Origin of the sequence: Demequina sediminis, assembly GCF_030296675.1 — a bacterium.
Taxonomy (GTDB): domain Bacteria; phylum Actinomycetota; class Actinomycetes; order Actinomycetales; family Demequinaceae; genus Demequina; species Demequina sediminis.
Genome location: NZ_AP027736.1, coordinates 1,406,660 through 1,425,760, shown reverse-complemented (window position 1 = coordinate 1,425,760; position 19,101 = coordinate 1,406,660). Strand labels below are relative to the sequence as shown.

Sequence of the window (19,101 nt, the reverse complement as noted above, 5' to 3'; positions counted from 1 at the left end):
TGGTGCGTCGCCCGCCCGGGCGAGGACATCGAGGAGGTGAGTCATGGGTGACGGCATCAAGGTGGTTGCGACCAACCGCGCCGCGCGCCACGACTTCTTCATCGACGATGTCTTCGAGGCGGGAATCGTGCTCACCGGCACCGAGGTGAAGTCGCTGCGCCAGGGGCGCGCCGTGATCGGCGACGGCTACGTGTACATCGACGGCGGCGAGGCCTGGGCGGAGAACATCCACATCCCGGAGTACTCGCAGGGCACGTGGACCAATCACGCCCCGCGTCGCAAGCGCAAGCTCCTGCTGCACGGCCATGAGATCGAGGACCTCCAGCAGCGCACGCGCGAGAAGGGCTTCACGATCGTCCCGCTGCGCCTGTACTTCCTCGACGGCCGCGCGAAGCTCGAGATTGGCCTCGGCCGCGGTAAGAAGATGCACGACAAGCGCCAGGCCCTGCGCGAGAAGCAGGACAAGCGCGAGTCGGAGCGCTCGCTGGGCGTCCAGCGCCGCCTCAACACCTGAGGATGCGCGCGGGGACGATGCGCCGCACCCCGGTGTGGGGTGACCACCGCGCGTGTGTCACCGCGTGCGCCGCGGCTTCGGCATGATGGGGGGCATGACGCGCACCTTCGCCGCCCTCGCGATCGCCCTGGTCGCAGCCGTTTTCCCCACCGCCGCGCAGGCCGCGACCGACGGCGGCCGCAGCGTCGACAGGTGGGACGCGACCTACGTGCTCTCCGAGGACGGGTCCGCTCGCGTGCGCGTGGAGATCGACTTCAACTTCGGCGATGAGCCGGGCCACGGGCCGTTCTGGACCCTCCCGATCCGCCAGGGCTACGACGACACGTATGCGCGCGTGTACGACATCACCGACGTCACGGCCTCCTCTCCCTCGGGCGCGCCCGCTGAGGTCTACCTCGAGGAGGGGTCGGACTGGCTGGCGGTGCGCGTGGGTGACGAGGACGTGGACGATGTCTCCGGAGTGCAGACCTACGTCCTCGAGTACACGATCGACGCCGTGATGAACGCGACCACGGCCGACGAGACCGAGACGGGCGTCGCGGGCGACGAGTTCTACTGGAACGTCATCGGCGACGGCTGGGAGACGCCGATCAGCGACATCGCGGTCACCGTGACGGGCGCCGCCGACGTCACCGCGGTGCAGTGCTGGGCGGGAGAGGCGGGCGGAGACGCCGCGTGCGGCGCGGCGGACTCGACCGGGGCATCGGCGACCTTCACCCAGGACGCGCTCGCCCCCGGCGAGCCGCTCACGGTCGCGGTGCTCTTCCCCTCCGGCACCCACGAGACCACGCCCGTGCTGGTCGAGAGCAACGACTTCGCGCGCGCCTTCCGCCTCACGCCGTGGACGGTGGGAGCCGCGCTGCTCATCCTGCTGGGCGGCGGGTGGTTGATCGTGCGCCGACTGCTCGCGACGGGGACGGACCAGGCGTATGCGGGGCTGACGCCCGGCGTGGCGCCCGCCTTCGGCGCCGAGGCGCAGGTCACGCGCCGCAACCGCAACGAGCCCGTCGCGGTCGCGTTCGCTCCGCCGGCGAACCTGCGGCCAGGACAGCTGGGCACGCTGATCGACGAGGTCGCGGACACGCGCGACGTCACCGCGACGATGGTCGATCTCGCGGTGCGCGGCTACCTGGTGATCGAGGAGGTGGGGGAGAAGGACTACGCGTTCGTGAAGACGCGCGAGGCGGATGACAACCTCCGCCCCTACGCGCGCACGCTCTTCGACGCTGTCTTCGACGGCCGCGACCGCGTGACGCTCACGGACCTCAAGACCACGTTCCACGCCGACATGGCGAAGGTCCAGTCCGAGCTCTATGCGGAGGTGACCGAGCTCGGCTGGTTCAACCGCAACCCCTCGCACGCGCGTCAGGCGTGGGCCGGCGTGGGCATCGGCATCCTGATCGGCGGCGTGCTCGCGACGATCGGCCTCGCCAACGTGAGCTCGTGGGCGCTGCTGGGCATCCCGGTCATCATCCTGGGCCTCGCGATGCTCGTCACCACCAAGATCGCGCCGGCACGCACCCCCGAGGGCACGCGTGTGCTGGCCGAGACGCGCGGCTTCGAGCTGTACCTGCGCACCGCGGAGGAGAGCAGCTGCGCTTCGAGGAGGGCCAGGACATCTTCGGGCGCTACCTGCCCTACGCGATCGCGTTTGGCGTCACGGAGCAGTGGACCAGGAAGTTCGAGGCACTCGCCGCGCAGGGCGTGCAGCTCGCCGAGCCCACCTGGTATCACGGAGCGGCCTACGGTGCGTTCTGGCTGCACGCGGGCGGCTTCGGCCACCGCATGAGCGAGTTCACCAGCATGGCCGATGCCGCGATGAGCGCCCCCACCCCGTCCAGTTCTGGCGGGTCGGGCTTCTCCGGCGGCGGCTTCTCCGGTGGTGGTGGCGGCGGAGGGGGCGGCGGCGGCTGGTGAGGCCGGTCCCCTGACCCGCGCCGCTACGCGCGCGCGACCGCGTCGAGCATCCTGAGGCCCGCCGCGTCGAAGCCCGCCGCGGTGGCGCTCACGACGCCCACCGCCGCACGCGCCTCGCGGTCCACCCCCACGAACGACGCGAATCCGCCCGTGCGGCCGTTGTGCCACGTCACGACGCGTCCGCGCGCCTCGAGCGTGATCCACGCGGCGCCGATGCGTGCGCCGCGACCCGCCTCCGCGACAGGGTCGAGGGCGCCGATCCCCGGCGCGCTGCCCTCCGCGAGCGCGCCCACGAACGCCCCGAGGTCGGCCGCGGTGGTGCGGACCCCGCCCGCCGGTGCGATCGCCTCGCCGGTCCACGCGGCGTGAGGCCGGCCCCTCCTGCTGGTCCCGGTCAGCGCCGCGGGGCGCAACTCGTCGCGAGTCGCGGGCGCATACGTGTCGGTCATGCCCAGCGGCACGGTGAGCCGGTCCCGCAGGAGCGCCGCGAAGGTGGTGCCTGCCGCGCGCGCGAGCGCCGCGCCCAGCAGCTCGAAACCCAGATTCGAGTACACGAAGCCGGGTCGCCCGAGAGCGGTTGACTCCGCCTGCTCGATGAGCTGCGCGAGCGTGTCTCCGTACGGGTTCTCGCCGCGCGCCCACATCCGCCACGTGCGGCGCAAGAGCGGTCGCTCGGGGCCCATCGCGGGCTGCGGAGGCACGCCCCCGTGGTGCGTGGCGAGAGCGCCCAACGTCACCGGAGCCAGCGCGCCGGTCAGCCCGAGCGTGTCACCCAGGGTGGACTCGGTGGTCACCTCGCCGCGTGCGATCGAGTCGTGCAGGAGCAGTCCCGTCATCCCCTTGGACACCGAGCCGATCTCGCCGTCCGAGCCCTCGGCGGCGCCCACGGTCCGGTGCAGCGTCTCGCCGCCCCGGTGGACGGCGATCAATACGGTGCGGTGGCGGCGCGGAAGCAGTCGCTGGGCGACATCGAGGACCGTCATGGCACGACCGTAGCCCGCAAGCAACGATGCCCGCCGTCCCACGCGGGGAGGGCGGGCATCGTCGCGCGGTGACCTACGCGCTCGCGTGCGGCACGGGGTGGGCGCGCTCGAGCGCCGCGCCCTCGACGTCCACGTTCGGCAGGATCCGGTCGAGCCAGCCCGGAAGCCACCACGCCTTGTCGCCCACGAGGTGCATGAGCGACGGCACGATCACCATGCGGACCACGAAGGCGTCGAACAGCACGCCCATCGCGAGCCCGAAGCCCATCGGCCGGATCATCGCGATGTGCGAGAACACGAAGCCGCCGAACACCGAGATCATGATGATCGCGGCGGCGGTGACCACCGCCCGGCCGTGGCGCAGGCCCGCGACTACGGACTCGCGCGCGTTCATGCCGTGCACGTAGGCCTCGCGCATGCCGGTGGTGAGGAAGAGCTGGTAGTCCATCGCGAGGCCGAACAGGATGCCGGTCAGCAGGATGGGCAGGAAGCTCAGGATCGGCCCCGGGTCGTGGACGCCGAACAGGTCGCTCAGCCATCCCCACTGGAACACCGCGGTCACGGCGCCGAACGCCGCGAACAGCGACAGGACGAACCCGAGCGTGGCGATGAGCGGCACGATCAGCGAGCGGAACACGATCACCAGGATGATGATCGACAGCCCCACGACGATCGCGAGGTAGAGCGGCAGGACAGAGTCGAGCTTCTCGGACACGTCGATGTTGCCGCTGGCCTCTCCCGCGACGCCGATCTCCACCTCGGACAGCGACGCATCGTCCCGCGCGGCCGTGCCCGAGGCGTCGAGCGGCGATAGCGCGCGGAGGTCGTGCACGAGTGCCGCGGTGGACTCGCTCGACGGGCCCTCGGCCGGGATGACCTGGAAGGCGAAGAAGTCGCGATCGTCGGACACGCCCGCTGGCGCGACCGCCGTGACGTCCTCGTGCTCCATGAGCGCGGTGGCGATGGCAGCCTGGGTCGCGATCACGCCATCCTCGGTGACCACCTCGGGGAGCGCGGCGGTCACGAGCAGCGTGCCGTTGACGCCCTCGCCGAATGCGGAGCCGATGGTCGTGTACGCGATGTACTGCGTCGAGTCCTGCGGCTCCTGGGTGCCGTCCGGAAGGCCCAGTCGCATCGACATCGCGGGGAGCGCGATGACCAGCAGCGCGGCGGACGCCGCGAGGAACGCGAGCACGGCGCGGCCGGTGCGCATCGCGGCGACGGGAGCCTCGGCGTGCTCGGGAGCGCCGATGCTCGCGCGGGCCTTGGCCCCGAGCACGCGGGTCCCCATGAGGCCCAGCAGGGCGGGGGTGAGGGTCACCGCGGTGAGCACCGCGACCGCGACGCAGAAGGCCGCGACGGTGCCCATGATCCCGAGGAACGGCACGCCCGTGACGTTGAGGGCGAGCAGCGCGACCATCACCGTGGTGCCGGCGAACACGACCGCGTTGCCGGAGGTGCCGTTGGCGAGACCCACGGACTCGTGGACGTCCATGCCACGCTTCACCTGCTGGCGATGACGGTTGACGATGAAAAGCGAGTAGTCGATGCCGACCGCGAGCGCGAGCATCACGCCCAGCACCGGCGTGACGGAGGACATCTCGACCGTGCCGGAGAACGCCAGGGCGGTCGCGACGCCCACGCCCACGCCAAGGACGGAGGTGAGGATGGGCTGCACCGCGGGCCAGATCGCCCGCATCATGACCATCAGTACGACGAACGCGAGCGCGACGCCCACGACCTCACCCACGCCCAGGATGCCGGAGACGTCGGACGCGAGGTCGGCCGAGAAGTCGACGGAGACGCCCTCGGGGACCGCGGTGGAGATCGCCTCGATGACGGCCTCCTTGTCCGTCTGCACCACGCCGTAGACGGGCGTGTCGAACTGGATGAGGCCCAGCGCGGTGGTGCCGTCCTCCGAGACGGAGCGGATGCCGGCGGCGGCGTCGGCCAGCTGCGTCCCGAGCGCGAGCTGCGCCTCCTGCGCGGTGAGTTCCGCGAGGCCAGCGTCGATCTGCTCCTGCTGCGTCGAGATCTCGGACTGCTGCTCCTCGAGCTGAGCGAGGCCAGCGTCGAGCTGGGCCTGCTGCGCGTCGAACTCGGCCTGCGCGGCCTCGTACATGCCCGCCTCGCGGGCCTGCGCGATCGCGGCGTCGAGCTGAGCCTGGCCCGCCTCGAGCTCCGCGCGGGCGGCGTCGAGCTGCTCCTGACCCGCGTCGAGCTGAGCCTGGCCGGCCTCGATCTCGGCGCGCGCATCGGCGATCTGCTGGGGGGCGGCGTCGAGCTGAGCGCGCTGCTCGGCGAGCTGCGCCTGCGTGATGAAGGGGTCGACCACGCCGGAGACCGCGCTCACGTCCTCGGCCGCGGCGAGCGCCTCCGAGATGCCTTCGCGCTGCTCTGTGGTGAGCTCGGTGCCGTCCTCGGTGTGGAAGACGGCGCGCGCGGAGCCGCCGTCGAGCCCGGGAATCTCCTCGGAGAGCTGGTCCGTGACCCGCTCGGTCTCGAGGCCGGGGATCGAGAAGCTGTCGGTGAGCGTGCCGCCGAATGCGACGAACGATCCGCCCGCGACGGCGAGCGCGAGGATCCACGCGAGGATCACGACGAGCGGCCGCATCGCCGCGGAGCGGCCGATGCGGTACAGGAGGTTGGCCACGGGGGCACCTTTCTGCGGTGAGGGAAGGGGGCGGTGGCGACGATGCCGGGGACGGCCGGGCTCCCGGTGCGAGTGTCGCGGCGGGGCTCCTGGCCTCGGATCAGCGTAAGTGACGCGCGGGAGTTGTGCAACAACTGTTGGTTATCGGGTGGTGAACGTGTCCCCAAAGGTGCCACAATCTCCGTGTGGACGCCCGCATCGTCAAGACCCGACGCCGCCTCCAGGAGGCGCTCTTCGCTCTCGCGCGCGAGCGCGGCGTGGACGAGGTCTCGGTGAGTGACATCGCGGCGCGCGCAGGCGTCAACCGCAGCACGTTCTACCAGCACTACTCCGACAAGGAGACGCTGCTCGCCGACGCCCTCGATCTCATCGCGGAGGAGGCGGGCGCGCAGCTCGAGCGCATCGAGCTCGACTCGCCCGACCCCCCGAGGCGCTCGTGCTGTTCCTCGACCACATCGACACCCATGCCGAGCTCTACGTGCGCGTCTTCACGGAGCCCGGCTACGGGGCGGTGCTCGCGCGGCTGCGACTCAAGACGCGCGAGGCGATCCGCGGGCTCGCCCCGGAGGCGGGCGACGTCATCCCGCGCGAGGTCCCGGTCGACGCCGTCGCCGCGGGCATCACCGGGCTGGTGCTGGGAGTGATCGGCGAGTGGCTCGCCCTCGATCCGCGCCCCTCGGCTCGCGAGGCCGCCACCTGGATCTGGCGGATCGTGATGGGGCTGCCCGGAGTGGAGCCAGGCAACACGGGCGAAACCTGCGCTTGCTAGCCTCGGCGCCACGCAGGCCCTTCGCTAGCGGCGGGCCCCGCCGCTCGGGTCCTGCGCCGGAGGGTCGCTCGTGTCTGAGCCCACCATTGTCGACAAGTCCGCCGCGGGTCTGAACGCCCGCCAGTATCACGTGGGCCTCGCGCCGGGTGAGGTGGGGACGGTTGCGCTCCTGCCCGGCGACCCGTTCCGCGTGCCCATGATTGCCGAGTTCCTCACGGACGTCACGGAGGTCGCGCACCGGCGCGAACACCGCACCATGACCGGCTACTACAAGGGGCGCCTCATCACCGCGACCTCGACCGGCATGGGCTGCCCCTCGACCGCGATCGCCGTCGAGGAGCTCGCGCGCGTGGGCGTGACCTCGTTCATCCGTGTGGGGTCGTCCGCCGCGCTGCAGCCGGGCATCGAGCCGGGTGACCTGCTCGTGTCCGAGGGCTCACTACGCAACGACGGCACTACGGCCGCCTATGTCCATCCCGGGTATCCCGCCGTGCCCGACCTCGCCGTGGCATCGTCTCTCACGCAGGTGGCGCGCGAACTCACCGCGGGCACCGCGCGGCGCGTCTTCGCCGGCATCAACGCCACGGACGACGCGTTCTACGCCGAGGGGCCCGAGTGGATCGCGGAGCTGTCGCGGTTGGGCATCCTCAACGTCGAGATGGAGAGCTCCGCGATGTATGTGGTCGCGCGTCTGCGCGGGCTGCGTGCGGGGATGATCTGCGCGTGCTCGTCGAACCTGGTCGACGGCGCGAGCCTGTACTCGGAGAAGAACGCGGCACTCAAGGATGGGTGGATGGCCTCGATCGAGGTCGCGCTCGAGACCGCGGTGCGGCTCGAGTTGTAGCGCCGCACGGGGGTAGGGCAGTGGGGGCTTGGGCGGTGTCGGTCGTGCCGGTAGAATGGTCCTACAACTACACAGGGGATGATCGGTTTCGACGTGTGTTTACTTCCGAAGGGAAGCGGGCCGAGAACGCAGGGTTATCTCGTTAACGACCCCTGCAAACCAATAGGTGCCGATTCCAAGCGCACCGACTTCGCCCTCGCTGCCTAAGCGAGCGCCATGAAGTCCGTCAGCCCGGGGGTGTTCCCGACCCGGATCCTGGCGTCGACTAGGGAACTTGCTTCAGCTCCTCGTCATCGGGGGCTGCGGGACTCTTAGATGACTGGGCCTATCCGACGTGCTCGCCTGATGCGTGCCGGGGGCCGAGAAATACTCCTCAGGCTGCGCCCGGAGAAGACTTCGGTTTGGACATGCGGACCCGGGTTCGATTCCCGGCATCTCCACTCATCCCTGTGGTTCACGAGCGGCCGCCGCACCCGGTTCGGGTGGGCGGCCGTTCGCACGCCCGCCCGCATCGTTACGCTCTGTCCATGACGCTCGCGATCCTCGCCACGCTGGTCGGACTCCTCGCGCTGTGGTGGAGCGCCGACCGGTTTGTGGGCGGTGCGTCCGCGGTCGCGACTCACATGGGCGTGTCGCCGCTGCTGGTGGGCATGCTCATCGTCGGCTTCGGGACGTCCGCGCCCGAGCTCGTGGTGTCCGCGTTCGCCGCGGCGGGAGGCGATCCAGGGATCGCTCTCGGCAACGCGATCGGGTCGAACATCGCGAACATCGGCCTCATCCTGGGCGCCACGGCGATCCTGGTGCCCATCGCGGTGCATCGTGGCGTGCTCGTGCGCGAAATGCCGTTGCTGCTGGGCCTCACCGTGCTGCTCGCGGTGCTCATGCTTGACGGGGAGATCTCGCGCGTCGACGCGCTGATCCTCGTGGCCGCGCTCGGCGCGCAGATCGCGTGGTCGATCTGGGACGCGCGACGCCGCCAGCGCGAGGCCGAGCCGGACGAGCTCGCGATCGAGGTGGAGGAGCGCGAACGCATCGAGGCGATGAGCCGCGCCAGGGCGTGGGCGTGGACGCTCGGCGGCATCGTCCTGCTGGTGGTCGCCTCACGCGTCCTCGTGTGGGGAGCCGTGGGCATCGCTCAGCGCCTGGGCTGGTCGGACCTCGTGATCGGCCTGACCGTGGTGGCCGTCGGGACCTCGGCACCCGAGCTGGCCGCGGCTATCGCGGCGGCCAGGCGCGGCGCCACAGAACTGGTGCTCGGCAATGTGATCGGCTCCAACATCTTCAACACGCTTGCCGTCGTGGGGCTCGCGGGCCTCATCGCCCCCACCGTGGTCGAGCCGGTCGCCCTCGCGCGCGACCTGCCGATCCTGGTGATCTTCACGGTCGCGCTCGTGGCGATGGGCTATCGCCCGCGCGGGCACGGCCGCATCAATCGCATCGAGGGTGCGGTGCTCGTGACGGCCTGGGCCGCGTACACCGTCGCGCTCGTCGCGACCGCGTAGGCCGCGGATGGCGTCAGGCCTCGACGGTGAGCCGGATCTGTGAGCCCCATGGATCGCGCACCGTGAGCGTGCGACCGTCGTCCTCGATGGTCAGGCCGCGGTGCGTGAGGCGCTCGCGCACCGCCCCCAGGTCCTCGGCGGAGGGCAGCACGATGTCCATGGTGCCCAGGCCAAGGGACGCGGCGCGCGGCCCCGCGCCGCGCGAGTTCCACGTGTTGAGTCCCACGTGGTGGTGATAGCCGCCCGCCGAGACGAACAACGCGGAGCCCATGTCGAGCACCTCGTCGAAGCCGAGCGTGCCCACGTAGAAGTCCTTCGCCGTGGGGATGTCTCCCACCTGCAGGTGGACGTGGCCCACCGTGGCGGCGCTTGCGGGCGCCGCGAACTCCGACTCGGACAGGTGGGTGCGCAGGAAGCCGTTGACGTCGATGTGCTCGGTACCCATGAGGGGCCGGCCCGCTCCGTCGCGGCGCCACGACTCGCGAGGGCGGTCGACGTAGAGCTCGACGCCGTTGCCCTCCGGATCGTCGAAGTAGAACGCCTCGCTCACCAGGTGATCGGCGGCGCCCGTGAACGAGCCCGGCGCCGCCTGCGCCACACGCGCGACGCCCGCCGCGAGGCCCTCGCGCGTGTCGAACACCACGGCGGTGTGGAACAGCCCCGCGCCGCGCCGGTCGAAGCGGGGCAGCCCGCGCGAGGGGGTGAGCGTGACGGTTGCGACGCCGCCGCGGCCCAGCACGTGGCGGTCGCCGTCGACCGTGATCTGCTCGAGCGCGAGCACGTCGCGGTAGTACGCGAGCATGAGGTCAAGATCCTCGACCCGCAGCTCGACGGGTCCCATGCGGGTGCCCGCCGCGATCGAATCCGGGCCGGGGCGCCCGGGGAGGCCAGGCATCGTCCCTAACGGCCCATCGCGACGCGCTCGGGGCAGTCGAACGGGTCGCGCGCCGCGAGGCCCACGCGGTTGAGGTACGCGATCACGATCGCGTAGCTCTCGACCAGGGAGGTCTCGGTGTACGGCACGCCGAGCGTCGCGCAGTGCTCGCGCACGATCTCGCGGGCGCGGCCCAGGTGAGGGCGCGCCATCGACGGGAAGAGGTGGTGCTCGATCTGGAAGTTGAGGCCGCCCATGAGGATCGACATCGCCCAGCCGCCGCGGATGTTGCGGCTCGTGAGCACCTGCTTCGACAGGAAGTCCATCTTGGTGTCGGCGGACACGATCATCATGCCCTTGTGGTTGGGCGCGAACGACGCACCCATGTAGACGCCAAAGACGGCCATCTGGATCCCGAGGAACGCAAACGCCATGCCCAGCGGGAGGAACCAGAACAGCGGGACCAGGTACAGCCCGAAGTGCAGCGCGATGGCGGGCAGCTCGCGCCATTTGTCGAGGCGGGTGCCGGTCGTGAGGAGCGACGCCACGGAGCGGTAGTGGAGGTTGAGGCCCTCCATCGTCAGCAGCGGGAAGAAGAGCCAGCCCTGGCGCTGCGTGATCCAGCGGATGGGACCGCGCGCCTTGACGGCATCCTCCTCGATGAAGGAGATGGTGTCCTTCTCGATGTCGGGGTCCTTGCCGATCTTGTTCGGGTTGCCGTGGTGACGCGTGTGCTTGTGCATCCACCACTGGTGGCTGATGCCGACCACGAGGGTGCTGAGGAAGCGGCCCAGGCGATCATTGGCCGGACCGGACGCGAGCACCGTGCGGTGCGACGCCTCGTGAGCGAGGAAGGCGACCTGCGTGAGCACGATGCCGAGCGCCGCGGCGATGAGCAGCTGGAACCACGAGTCGCCGAGCAGGACGAATCCGGTGACGACGCCGCCGAACGCCAGCGCAAGCACGAGCCCGTACACGCCGTAGAAGACATAGGAGCGGCGCATGAGGCCCATCTCCTTCACGGTCGCCTGCAACGAGGCGAACGTGGACGTCATGCGGTTGAGCGGGAACGATGCGGGCGTTTGCGGTGCGGACATGCCTCTCCTGGCGTGGTGTGGTGACTTCCCAGCCGGTGATGAGCGCGAGCGCCCGTGGTGCGGATACCCCCTACCCTACGCGACCGTAGGTTGGATGGGGAAGGGTGTGTCGCACGGTCCCAGTACGCTGAGGCGCGTGAGTACCCCCTCCGCTCCCGCGCTTGCGATGCGCGGGCTGACCAAGAGGTTCGGCGCGACGCTCGCGGTGGATGGGATCGATCTCGACATCCCCGCCGGCTCCTTCTACGGAGTGGTGGGCCCCAACGGCGCGGGCAAGACCACGACGCTGTCGATGGCGACGGGCCTGCTTGAGCCCGATGCGGGGACCGTCGCGGTGCTCGGCGTCGACCTGTGGCGCGAGCCGGCTCGCGCGAAGCCGCTGCTGGGCGTGCTGCCGGATGGACTGCACACGTTCGATCGGCTCACGGGGGCGGAGCTCATCTCGTATGCCGCACGCCTGCGCGGCCTTGACCGCGCGACCGCCCGCGCGCGCAGGGACGATCTGCTGGCAGCACTCGACCTCGCGGCCGACAGCCAGACGCTCGTCAAGGACTACTCGGCTGGCATGACGAAGAAGGTGGGGCTCGCGTGCGCTCTCGTGCACGCGCCCAGCGTGCTCGTGCTCGACGAGCCCTTCGAGGCCGTCGATCCCGTGTCGGCGGGTGCGATCCGCCGCATCCTGGGCTCGTTCGTGGAGTCGGGCGGCACGGTCGTGATGTCGTCTCATGTGATGGCCCTGGTCGAGCGGCTGTGTGACCGCGTCGCGGTGGTGGGGGCGGTCGCGTGCTCGCGGCGGGCACGCTGGACGACGTCCGCGGTGGCGCGGATCTCGAGCAGCGCTTCGTCGAACTCGTGGGTGACGTGCGCGAACACCGGGACCTCGCGTGGTTGCGACAGTCCTAGGGATTCGCTTCCGCACCGCGGGGCACCTGCTGCGACACGAGTGGTGGCGCGCGCTCGCCACCGGCTTCGGCGTCCTGTGGATGCTGATGATCCTTCCCTCGCTCGGCTGGTCGCAGATCGCGCTGTCGCGACAGGACCCGGGCGTGCGCGGCGACGCGATGATCGCGATCGCGCTGCTCGCCACCCTCGGGTGGATCGTGGTCCCGCTGATCGTGGCCGGCCTCGACGACACGCTCGATCCCGTGCGCTTCCGCTCGTTCGGCGTCGAGGCGCGCCGGCTCATGCCGGGGTTGCTTGCCGCCGCGGTGCTCACGTTGCCCGTCGTGTTCTTCGTGCTCGCCTTCACGGTCCTGGGACTGTCGTGGCGAGGCGAGGGAGCCGGGGTGCTCGCGGTCGCCCTGGTGGGGCTCGCCCTCACCCTGGCGTCGATGATCGTCGGCGCGCGCGTCGCGGCGATGTGGGGCGCCCGAGTGCTCGCGTCGCGGCGGGCCAAGGTCGCGACCTCGGTCGTGGTCCTGCTGGGGCTCGCCGCCGGAGCGCTGGTCGCGGTGCAGCTGTTCTCTGACGGGCTGAGCACCGTGCTCGAGACGGACGTCGAGGTGCTGCTCGATCAGCTCGCGGTGACGCCCCTGGGTGCGGGCGCCGCCGCGCCCGTCGCCGCGGCGCACGGCGACTGGACGGGTGCCGCCTGGCGTCTCGCGATGCAGGCCGGCTGGGTCGCGGTGCTGATCGGAGCGTGGCACGCGAACGTCGCCCATGCGCTCGTGCGCCCCTCGGGACGCGGGGGAGGGGGCCGCAGGAGGGACGATGCCGTGCTCGACCCCCGTGTGCGGCTCGCGATGCCGTCGGATGGGCCCGCCGCGGCCGTCCACGCGCGGCTACGCCGCGCATGGCTGACGGATCCGCGCTACCTGTCATCGCTCGCCGGGGTGTTGCTGTTGCCCGCCGCATTCGTGATCCTCGTGGTGCCCGTGTTTGACCTCGACGGGCGCTGGTCCTACGCCGTGCCGCTCATCCTGGCCGCGACCACCGGGTGGGGCCGTCACAACGACGTCGCGTTCGACTCGAGCGCACTCTGGCTCGACGTGGTGTCCGGGCGCCTCGGGCGTGCGGTGATGGTGGGCCGATTCTCGGCGGCCGCCGCGTGGGCCTTCCCGCTGGTGATCGCCGCCGCGCTGGCCACGCTCGCGTGGACGGGGCGCTGGGCCGACGCGCCCGGGCTGCTCGGCGCGTGCGTGGGCGTGCTGGGCGTGAGTCTCGGCGTCGCGGCCCTGGCCGCCGTGATCATGCCGTACCGCGCTCCCGCCCCAGGGCAAAGCCCATTCGGCACCGAGATCGGCTCCGTGGGAGCGGGGCTGCTTGCACAACTCGCGTCGTCGGCCGTGGCGCTCGCCCTCTTGCCGCTCGTGCTCGTGCCCTTCGTGCTGTCGCTCACCGTCGACCCCAGGTGGGGGTGGCTCGCGTGTGTCGCGGGCATCGGCGCGGGGGTCGGCGCCTACGTGGGCGCGCTGCGCGCCGCGGGCGCGCTCTACGACCGCCGCGCCGGCCGCCTGCTGGGCGCGGTGGCGTAACCCGGCCATCGCATCGTCCGCGCGTACGATGTCCCTCATGAGCGAGACCCTCGAGCCGATGACCCAGCCGCAGGGCGGCACGTCCACGATCGAACGCGTCGACACGCGCGAGCTGGTCGAGCCGGGCGATGCCGAGCGCTTCGCGCACTACGTCAAGAAGGACAAGATCCTCGAGTCCGCGCTGTCGGGCGAGCCCGTGATCGCGTTGTGCGGCAAGGTGTGGGTCCCCGGACGCGACCCCAACCGCTTCCCGGTGTGCCCCGCGTGCAAGGAGATCCTCGACGGCGTGTTCGGCTCGGACGACGGCGACGAGTAGCGCGCCGCGCGAGGTGCGCGGCCGTACGCTAAAGCCGTGGGTACCCAGGAGAGTCTCGACGCCAAGGTCGGCACGGGGACGCGCGTGCGCGACCCGTGGGTCACGGTGGTGTGGAACGACCCTGTCAACCTCATGAGCTACGTCACGCGCGTGTTCGAGGAGTACTTCCGGCTCCCTCGCCACGAGGCAGAGGCGCGCATGCGCGAGGTCCACGAGCGCGGGAGGTCGGTGCTGAGCGCGGGATCCCGCGAGCAGATGGAGGTCGACGTGCAGGCAATGCACGGCTACGGGCTGTGGGCGACGCTCGAGCGGGGTGGCGAGTGAGGGGCTTTGTCGCGCGGGATGGCGTCGCGGTCGCGGGCCTCGACGAGGACGAGCGGCTGGTCATCGCGAGAATCGTCGCGGATGTCGGGCTGCTGCTGGGCGGCGAGCGGTTTGGTGTCGAGGAGCACGCGCGGGTGCCGCACCGTGAGGACCTGGCCGAGGCGCTGCGCTTTCTCGACGGACTGAGCGAGACGCCCGTCGAGCCGGACGACCCCGCGCTGCTGCGTCTCCTGCCCAACGCCGCACCGACTGATCGTGAGGTCGCGGACGAGTTCCGCAGGCTCACTCAGGAGGACCTGCGGGCGACCAAGCTCGCGCGCCTGCGCGGGCTGTGGGAGGACCTCAGTGCGGAGGGTGCGGAGTGGGTCATTCCGGCCGACGAGGTCATGACGGTCGCCGCGGCGCTCACCGACGTGCGGCTCGTGGTCGCGTCGCGGCTGGGCCTCGAGACCGACGAGGACGCCGAGGCGCTGCACGAGGAGATCGCGCGCGCGGCGATGGTGGCCAGGCGCGGCGACCCGTCGGAGTTCGAGGACGCGGAACGGCTGTGGCTGGGGATGCTCTACGACGCGCTGACGTGGCTCCAGGAGTCGCTCGTGTCGCTCACACTAGGAGGCACCGAATGAACGACGCGCCCATTGGCGTGTTCGACTCGGGCGTGGGCGGCCTCACGGTCGCGCGCGCCATCATGGACACGATGCCGCACGAGTCGGTGCACTACGTGGGCGACACGGCCCACGGCCCCTACGGTCCGCTGCCGATCGCCGAGGTCCGCAGGCATGCGCTCGACATCATGGACGCGCTGGTCGCGGACGGCGTGAAGATGCTGGTGATCGCGTGCAACACGGCGTCCGCCGCGGTGTTGAGGACGCGCGCGAGCGGTTCTCCGCCGAGCGTGGGATCCCCGTGGTCGAGGTGATCCTGCCGGCCGCGCGACGCGCGGCGGCCCTGTCGAAGACGCGGCGAGTCGGCGTGATCGGCACGGTCGCGACCGTCACCTCGGGCGCCTACGAGGACGCGCTCGCCGCCGCGCCGGACATCGCCGTCACGTCGCGCGCGTGTCCGCGCTTTGTCGAGCTGGTCGAGGCCGGGGAGACGGCGGGCCCGCGCGTGCTCGAGGTGGCGCGCGAGTACCTCGCCCCGGTGCAGGAGGCCGGGGTCGACACGCTCATCCTGGGCTGCACCCACTATCCGCTGCTCGCGGGGGCGATCGGCTACGTCATGGGCCCGGACGTCACGCTGGTGGACTCGGCGTCGGAGACCGCTCGCGACGTGTACCGCGTGCTCGCCGCGAACGGCCTCGAAAACTCGGGCGCGACGCCGCCGTCGCATCGTTTCTCCGCGACAGGGCCGCGCGATCGCTTCGAGGCGCTCGCTCAGCGATTCCTCGGCCCGGTGGTCACGCGCGTCGAGGCCTTGCCCGCGCCGGCCGCGTCGAACGCCGCGGGGGCGGCCTCGTGAAGCTCACCGTGGTGGGGTCGGCCGGATCGACCGCGAGCCCCGACTCGGCCGCCTCGTGCTACCTGCTCGAGGCCGAGAGCGAGGGCGGCACGTGGCGCGTGGTGCTCGACCTGGGCTCGGGGGCGATCGGACCGCTGCAGCGGTACTGCGACCCCGCGCGCGTGGACGCGGTGGTGGTGTCACACGGCCACCCCGACCACTGCGCCGATCTCGCGGCGCTGTCGGTGCTGCGCCGCTACGGGCCGACCAAGGACGAGGGCCTCGCCCCGCTCCCGCTGTACGGCCCCGCGGGGCTCGACCGGCGCATCGTCCAGATCGCGGGGGCCGACGACGATCACGACCTCGAGCCCTTCGCCTTCACCGCGGTCGCGGGCGGCGACGCCGTCACGGTCGGCCCGCTGCTGCTCGAGTTTGCGACCGCCTGGCACCCGGTCCCCGCGGTCGCGGTGCGCATCACCGGGCCCTCCGCCGTCGACGGCGACGCGAGCCTCGTGTTCACCGGTGACACGGACCGATGCGATCAGGTCGCCGCGCTCGCCGACGGCTGCGACGTGCTGCTCGCGGAGGCCGGCTGGGCGCACTCGCGCGTCAATCCCGAGGGCATCCACATGAACGGCACCCAGGCCGGCACGCTCGCGAGGGACGCGGGCGCGGGCGAGCTGATCGTCACGCACGTCGCGTCGTGGGTCGACCCGGGAGGGACTCTCGAGTTGGCGGCCGTCGCGTACGGGGCGCCCGTCGTGTTGGCGACCCCGGGCGACACCCACGTGTTCTAGAGCCACGTGTTCTCGCCGGTCGCGGCCGCCCCGCGCGGGGCGTGGTCGGCGGGGGCGGTTAGGCTCGTCCGCATGACGATCACCCGCGCGGACGGCCGCGCCTTCGACCAGTTGCGTCCCATCTCCTTCGAGCGCGGCTTCCAGCGCAATGCCGAGGGCTCGTGCCTCGTGACGTTCGGCGGCACGCGGGTGCTGTGCTCGGCCTCGTTCACCGAGGGCGTGCCGCGGTGGAAGAAGGGCTCGGGCGAGGGCTGGGTCACGGCCGAGTACGCGATGCTGCCGCGCGCGACCAACACCCGCAACGACCGCGAGTCCGTGCGCGGCAAGATCGGCGGGCGCACGCACGAGATCAGCCGGCTGATTGGTCGCTCGCTGCGCGCGATCATCGACGTCAAGGCGCTGGGCGAGAACACGATCGTCCTGGATTGCGACGTGCTCGACGCGGACGGCGGCACGCGCACAGCGGCCGTGACCGGCGCGTATGTGGCGCTCGCGGACGCGGTGACGTGGGCCAAGGGCGCCGGCGTGCTCAAGGCCGCCGCCGCGCCGCTCACGGGCTCGGTGTCCGCGGTGTCGGTGGGCATCATCGACGGCACCCCGATGCTCGACCTTCCGTACGTCGAGGACGTGCGAGCGGAGACGGACATGAACGTGGTGATGACGGGCGCGGGCGGCTTTGTCGAGGTGCAGGGCACCGCCGAGGGCGCACCGTTCTCCCCGACGGAGCTCGCCGCGCTGCTCGAGCTGGCGACCGCGGGTAACGCCGAGCTGGCCCGCCTGCAGGCCGCCGCGCTGTCGCTGTGAGCGGGGCTGCCATGGCAGCGAGCGGCGCACGCGCGCCGCGTCTCGCGATCGCGACCCACAACGCCCACAAGGTGGGCGAGATCGCCGCGATCCTCGCGCCGCTGGTGCCGGGGCTCGTCGACGGTGACCTCGCGTCGGCGGGCGAACTAGGGGCGCCGTCGCCGGTCGAGGACGGCGTGACGTTCGCGCAGAACGCGCTCATCAAGGCGCGCGCCCTCGCCGCATCTTCGGGACTGCCCGCGATCGCCGACGACTCCGGCATCGCGGTCGACGTCATGGGCGGCGCGCCGGGGATCTTCTCCGCGCTGTGGTCGGGGCGCCACGGTGCGGACCGCGAGAACGTCGAGCTGCTGCTCGCGCAGATGGCCGACATCCCTCTCGAGCACCGCGGCGCGCAATTCGTCTGTGCGGCGGTGCTGGTGACGCCGGATGGACGCGAGGAGGTGTGCGAGGGAGTGCTGCGGGGCACGCTCGCGCTCGCCCCCGCGGGCGGTGGGGGGTTCGGCTACGACCCAATCTTCATCCCGGAGGGCGAGTCCGTGACCACCGCGGAGCTCGACCCGGCACGCAAGAACGAGATCTCCCACCGTGGGCGCGCCTTCCGCGCGCTCGCGCCGCACATCGCGGCGGTCCTGCGGGGATAGCGTGGCTCGCGGCGCCGACGCTCCCGAGGTCCTCCCGGACATCCTCCGTCCGGGGCTGCGCGTGGTGTTGTGCGGCACCGCGCCGGGACTCGTGTCCGCGGCGCGCGGTCACTACTACGCGGGACCGGGCAACCGGTTCTGGTCGTTGCTGTGGGAGGCGGGGCTGGTGACCGAGCGCCTGTCGCATGAGGACGATGCGCGGGTGGGCGAGTGGGGGATCGGTCTGACTGACCTTGTCAAGACCTTGGCGCAGAGCCACGACCGGGGGTTGCCGTACGACGTCCCCGGGCTCGTCGCCAAGGTGGAGGAGCATCGTCCCGCGTGGGTCGCCTTCACCTCGAAGGAGGCCGGCGCGGCGGCCTCCCGCTGGGCGGGACGGCCGCGCCCGGGACTGGGCGTCCAGGACTGGCTGCTCGGCGGCGCGCGAGTGTTCGTGCTGCCGAGCCCCAGCGGGCGCAACCAGGGCCGCGCGTCCTACGACGGGCGTGCGACCCGTCTCGAGTGGTGGAGAGAGCTCGCCGCAGTGGTCCGCGACGGCGTTAGCTGAGAGCACCGCAGTGTGCGAGCGCCTGGCGCAACAGCACGTGCTGGCCGCCCGCCATCTCGCTCGCGACGTCGTCGCTCGCGGCCTCCTCGGGGGACAGCCACGTGAGGTCGAGGGCATCCTGCTGGGGCTCGCAGTGGCCACCGACGGGTACGACGTAGACGAGCGCGACGGCGTGCTGGCGCGAGTCGTGGAACGGCGTGACGCCGCGCGTGGGGAAGTACTCGGCGACGGCGACGGGCAGCGGGGACAGCGGCACCTGCGGCAGCGCGCCGATCCCGAGGTCCTTCTCGAGGTTGCGCACGATCGCGTCGCGAATGCGCTCGTGATAGAGCACGCGGCCGGCGACCACCGCACGCGAGATGACGCCGTCGAAGGCGCGCAGGAGCAGGCCGACCTCGGTGATCTCGCCCATGGAATTAATCCGGACGGGGAGGACGTTGACGTACACCAGCGGGAGTTCGGAGCGCACATGCTGCAGCTCGCGATCGGACAGCCAACCGGTGGGTTCGTCGGGAAGCTCGGCCATGTCGGTCATGACTCTTTTCTACCGCCTCGCCGCGAATGGCTGTCCATCCGCGCCGGAGCGTGCCAACCTGGATACC

Annotated in this window: 19 protein-coding genes, 1 other RNA gene and 3 pseudogenes; 18 read left to right on the top strand and 5 right to left on the bottom strand. The window is 71.5% G+C overall.

Annotated elements, in window-relative coordinates; translation table 11 throughout:
• Positions 1-43: 43 nt before the first annotated feature.
• The 3 genes from smpB to QUE44_RS07285 all read left to right on the top strand — a co-directional run bounded on the left by smpB (position 44) and on the right by QUE44_RS07285 (position 2,431).
• Positions 44-514, top strand: coding sequence for an SsrA-binding protein SmpB (gene smpB / locus QUE44_RS07295; RefSeq protein ID WP_286213845.1), 471 nt, complete (start codon positions 44-46; stop codon positions 512-514).
• A gap of 94 nt (positions 515-608) precedes the next feature.
• Positions 609-2,303 (top strand): DUF2207 domain-containing protein, encoded by a 1,695-nt coding sequence (locus tag QUE44_RS07290; RefSeq protein ID WP_286213844.1) that lies wholly within the window; start codon positions 609-611, stop codon positions 2,301-2,303.
• Positions 2,300-2,431, top strand: coding sequence for a hypothetical protein (locus QUE44_RS07285; protein ID WP_286213843.1), 132 nt, complete (start codon positions 2,300-2,302; stop codon positions 2,429-2,431). Before QUE44_RS07290 ends, QUE44_RS07285 begins: the two co-directional genes overlap by 4 nt.
• A gap of 23 nt (positions 2,432-2,454) precedes the next feature.
• On the opposite strand, the gene QUE44_RS07280 is transcribed toward QUE44_RS07285, so the two are convergent.
• The gene (locus QUE44_RS07280) at positions 2,455-3,414 is read right to left on the bottom strand and encodes a serine hydrolase domain-containing protein (RefSeq protein ID WP_286213842.1); all 960 of its coding nucleotides are present in this window, start codon (positions 3,412-3,414) and stop codon (positions 2,455-2,457) included.
• 73 nt (positions 3,415-3,487) lie between these two features.
• Entirely contained in the window at positions 3,488-6,067 is a 2,580-nt protein-coding gene (locus QUE44_RS07275) for an MMPL family transporter (protein ID WP_286213841.1), read from the bottom strand.
• Positions 6,068-6,252: 185 nt separating this feature from the next.
• Here QUE44_RS07275 and QUE44_RS14075 point away from each other — a divergent pair.
• The 5 genes and pseudogenes from QUE44_RS14075 to QUE44_RS07255 all read left to right on the top strand — a co-directional run.
• A pseudogene (locus tag QUE44_RS14075) lies at positions 6,253-6,408 on the top strand (TetR/AcrR family transcriptional regulator); the annotation flags it as partial.
• Positions 6,409-6,503: 95 nt separating this feature from the next.
• Positions 6,504-6,836 carry a hypothetical protein gene (locus QUE44_RS07270; RefSeq protein ID WP_286213840.1) on the top strand — a complete coding sequence of 111 codons (333 nt, stop codon included), beginning with the start codon at positions 6,504-6,506 and terminating at the stop codon, positions 6,834-6,836.
• 70 nt (positions 6,837-6,906) lie between these two features.
• Positions 6,907-7,680 carry a nucleoside phosphorylase gene (locus tag QUE44_RS07265; RefSeq protein WP_286213839.1) on the top strand — a complete coding sequence of 258 codons (774 nt, stop codon included), beginning with the start codon at positions 6,907-6,909 and terminating at the stop codon, positions 7,678-7,680.
• Between the two features lie 74 nt (positions 7,681-7,754).
• Positions 7,755-8,123, top strand: a transfer-messenger RNA (tmRNA) gene (gene ssrA / locus QUE44_RS07260).
• A gap of 84 nt (positions 8,124-8,207) precedes the next feature.
• Complete coding sequence (locus QUE44_RS07255) at positions 8,208-9,182, top strand: calcium/sodium antiporter (protein WP_286213838.1); 975 nt, start codon at positions 8,208-8,210, stop codon at positions 9,180-9,182.
• Positions 9,183-9,195: 13 nt separating this feature from the next.
• Here QUE44_RS07255 and QUE44_RS07250 read toward each other — a convergent pair whose 3' ends face one another.
• On the bottom strand, positions 9,196-10,077 hold the full coding sequence (locus QUE44_RS07250) for a VOC family protein (protein WP_286213837.1): 882 nt from the start codon (positions 10,075-10,077) through the stop codon (positions 9,196-9,198).
• A 5-nt stretch (positions 10,078-10,082) separates the two neighbouring features.
• On the bottom strand, positions 10,083-11,153 hold the full coding sequence (locus tag QUE44_RS07245; RefSeq protein ID WP_425558014.1) for a fatty acid desaturase family protein: 1,071 nt from the start codon (positions 11,151-11,153) through the stop codon (positions 10,083-10,085).
• Positions 11,154-11,247: 94 nt separating this feature from the next.
• Here QUE44_RS07245 and QUE44_RS07240 point away from each other — a divergent pair.
• From QUE44_RS07240 to QUE44_RS07195, 10 genes and pseudogenes are all read left to right on the top strand, one after another.
• Positions 11,248-12,056, top strand: a pseudogene (locus QUE44_RS07240) (ABC transporter ATP-binding protein).
• Positions 12,038-13,627, top strand: a complete 1,590-nt coding sequence (locus tag QUE44_RS07235; RefSeq protein ID WP_286213836.1) for a hypothetical protein — start codon at positions 12,038-12,040, stop codon at positions 13,625-13,627. Before QUE44_RS07240 ends, QUE44_RS07235 begins: the two are co-directional and overlap by 19 nt.
• Positions 13,628-13,664: 37 nt before the next feature.
• Complete coding sequence (locus QUE44_RS07230; protein ID WP_425558017.1) at positions 13,665-13,943, top strand: DUF3039 domain-containing protein; 279 nt, start codon at positions 13,665-13,667, stop codon at positions 13,941-13,943.
• A gap of 36 nt (positions 13,944-13,979) precedes the next feature.
• Entirely contained in the window at positions 13,980-14,267 is a 288-nt protein-coding gene (clpS, locus tag QUE44_RS07225; RefSeq protein ID WP_286213834.1) for an ATP-dependent Clp protease adapter ClpS, read from the top strand.
• Positions 14,264-14,893, top strand: a complete 630-nt coding sequence (locus QUE44_RS07220; protein WP_286213833.1) for a DUF2017 family protein — start codon at positions 14,264-14,266, stop codon at positions 14,891-14,893. Before clpS ends, QUE44_RS07220 begins: the two co-directional genes overlap by 4 nt.
• A pseudogene (murI, locus tag QUE44_RS07215) lies at positions 14,890-15,728 on the top strand (glutamate racemase). The gene QUE44_RS07220 and the pseudogene murI overlap by 4 nt, the downstream one beginning before the upstream one ends.
• The gene (locus tag QUE44_RS07210) at positions 15,725-16,504 is read left to right on the top strand and encodes an MBL fold metallo-hydrolase (protein WP_286213832.1); all 780 of its coding nucleotides are present in this window, start codon (positions 15,725-15,727) and stop codon (positions 16,502-16,504) included. Before murI ends, QUE44_RS07210 begins: the two are co-directional and overlap by 4 nt.
• A 72-nt stretch (positions 16,505-16,576) precedes the next feature.
• A complete protein-coding gene (gene rph / locus QUE44_RS07205) occupies positions 16,577-17,308 on the top strand; it encodes a ribonuclease PH (protein WP_286213830.1) in 732 nt (243 codons plus the stop codon).
• An 11-nt stretch (positions 17,309-17,319) separates the two neighbouring features.
• Positions 17,320-17,952, top strand: coding sequence for an RdgB/HAM1 family non-canonical purine NTP pyrophosphatase (gene rdgB, locus QUE44_RS07200; RefSeq protein ID WP_286213829.1), 633 nt, complete (start codon positions 17,320-17,322; stop codon positions 17,950-17,952).
• A 1-nt stretch (position 17,953) separates the two neighbouring features.
• Positions 17,954-18,499 (top strand): mismatch-specific DNA-glycosylase, encoded by a 546-nt coding sequence (locus QUE44_RS07195; protein WP_286213828.1) that lies wholly within the window; start codon positions 17,954-17,956, stop codon positions 18,497-18,499.
• Here QUE44_RS07195 and QUE44_RS07190 read toward each other — a convergent pair.
• On the bottom strand, positions 18,492-19,034 hold the full coding sequence (locus QUE44_RS07190) for a DUF4916 domain-containing protein (RefSeq protein WP_286213827.1): 543 nt from the start codon (positions 19,032-19,034) through the stop codon (positions 18,492-18,494). The two genes, QUE44_RS07195 and QUE44_RS07190, sit on opposite strands and share 8 nt — an antisense overlap.
• Positions 19,035-19,101: the final 67 nt, after the last annotated feature.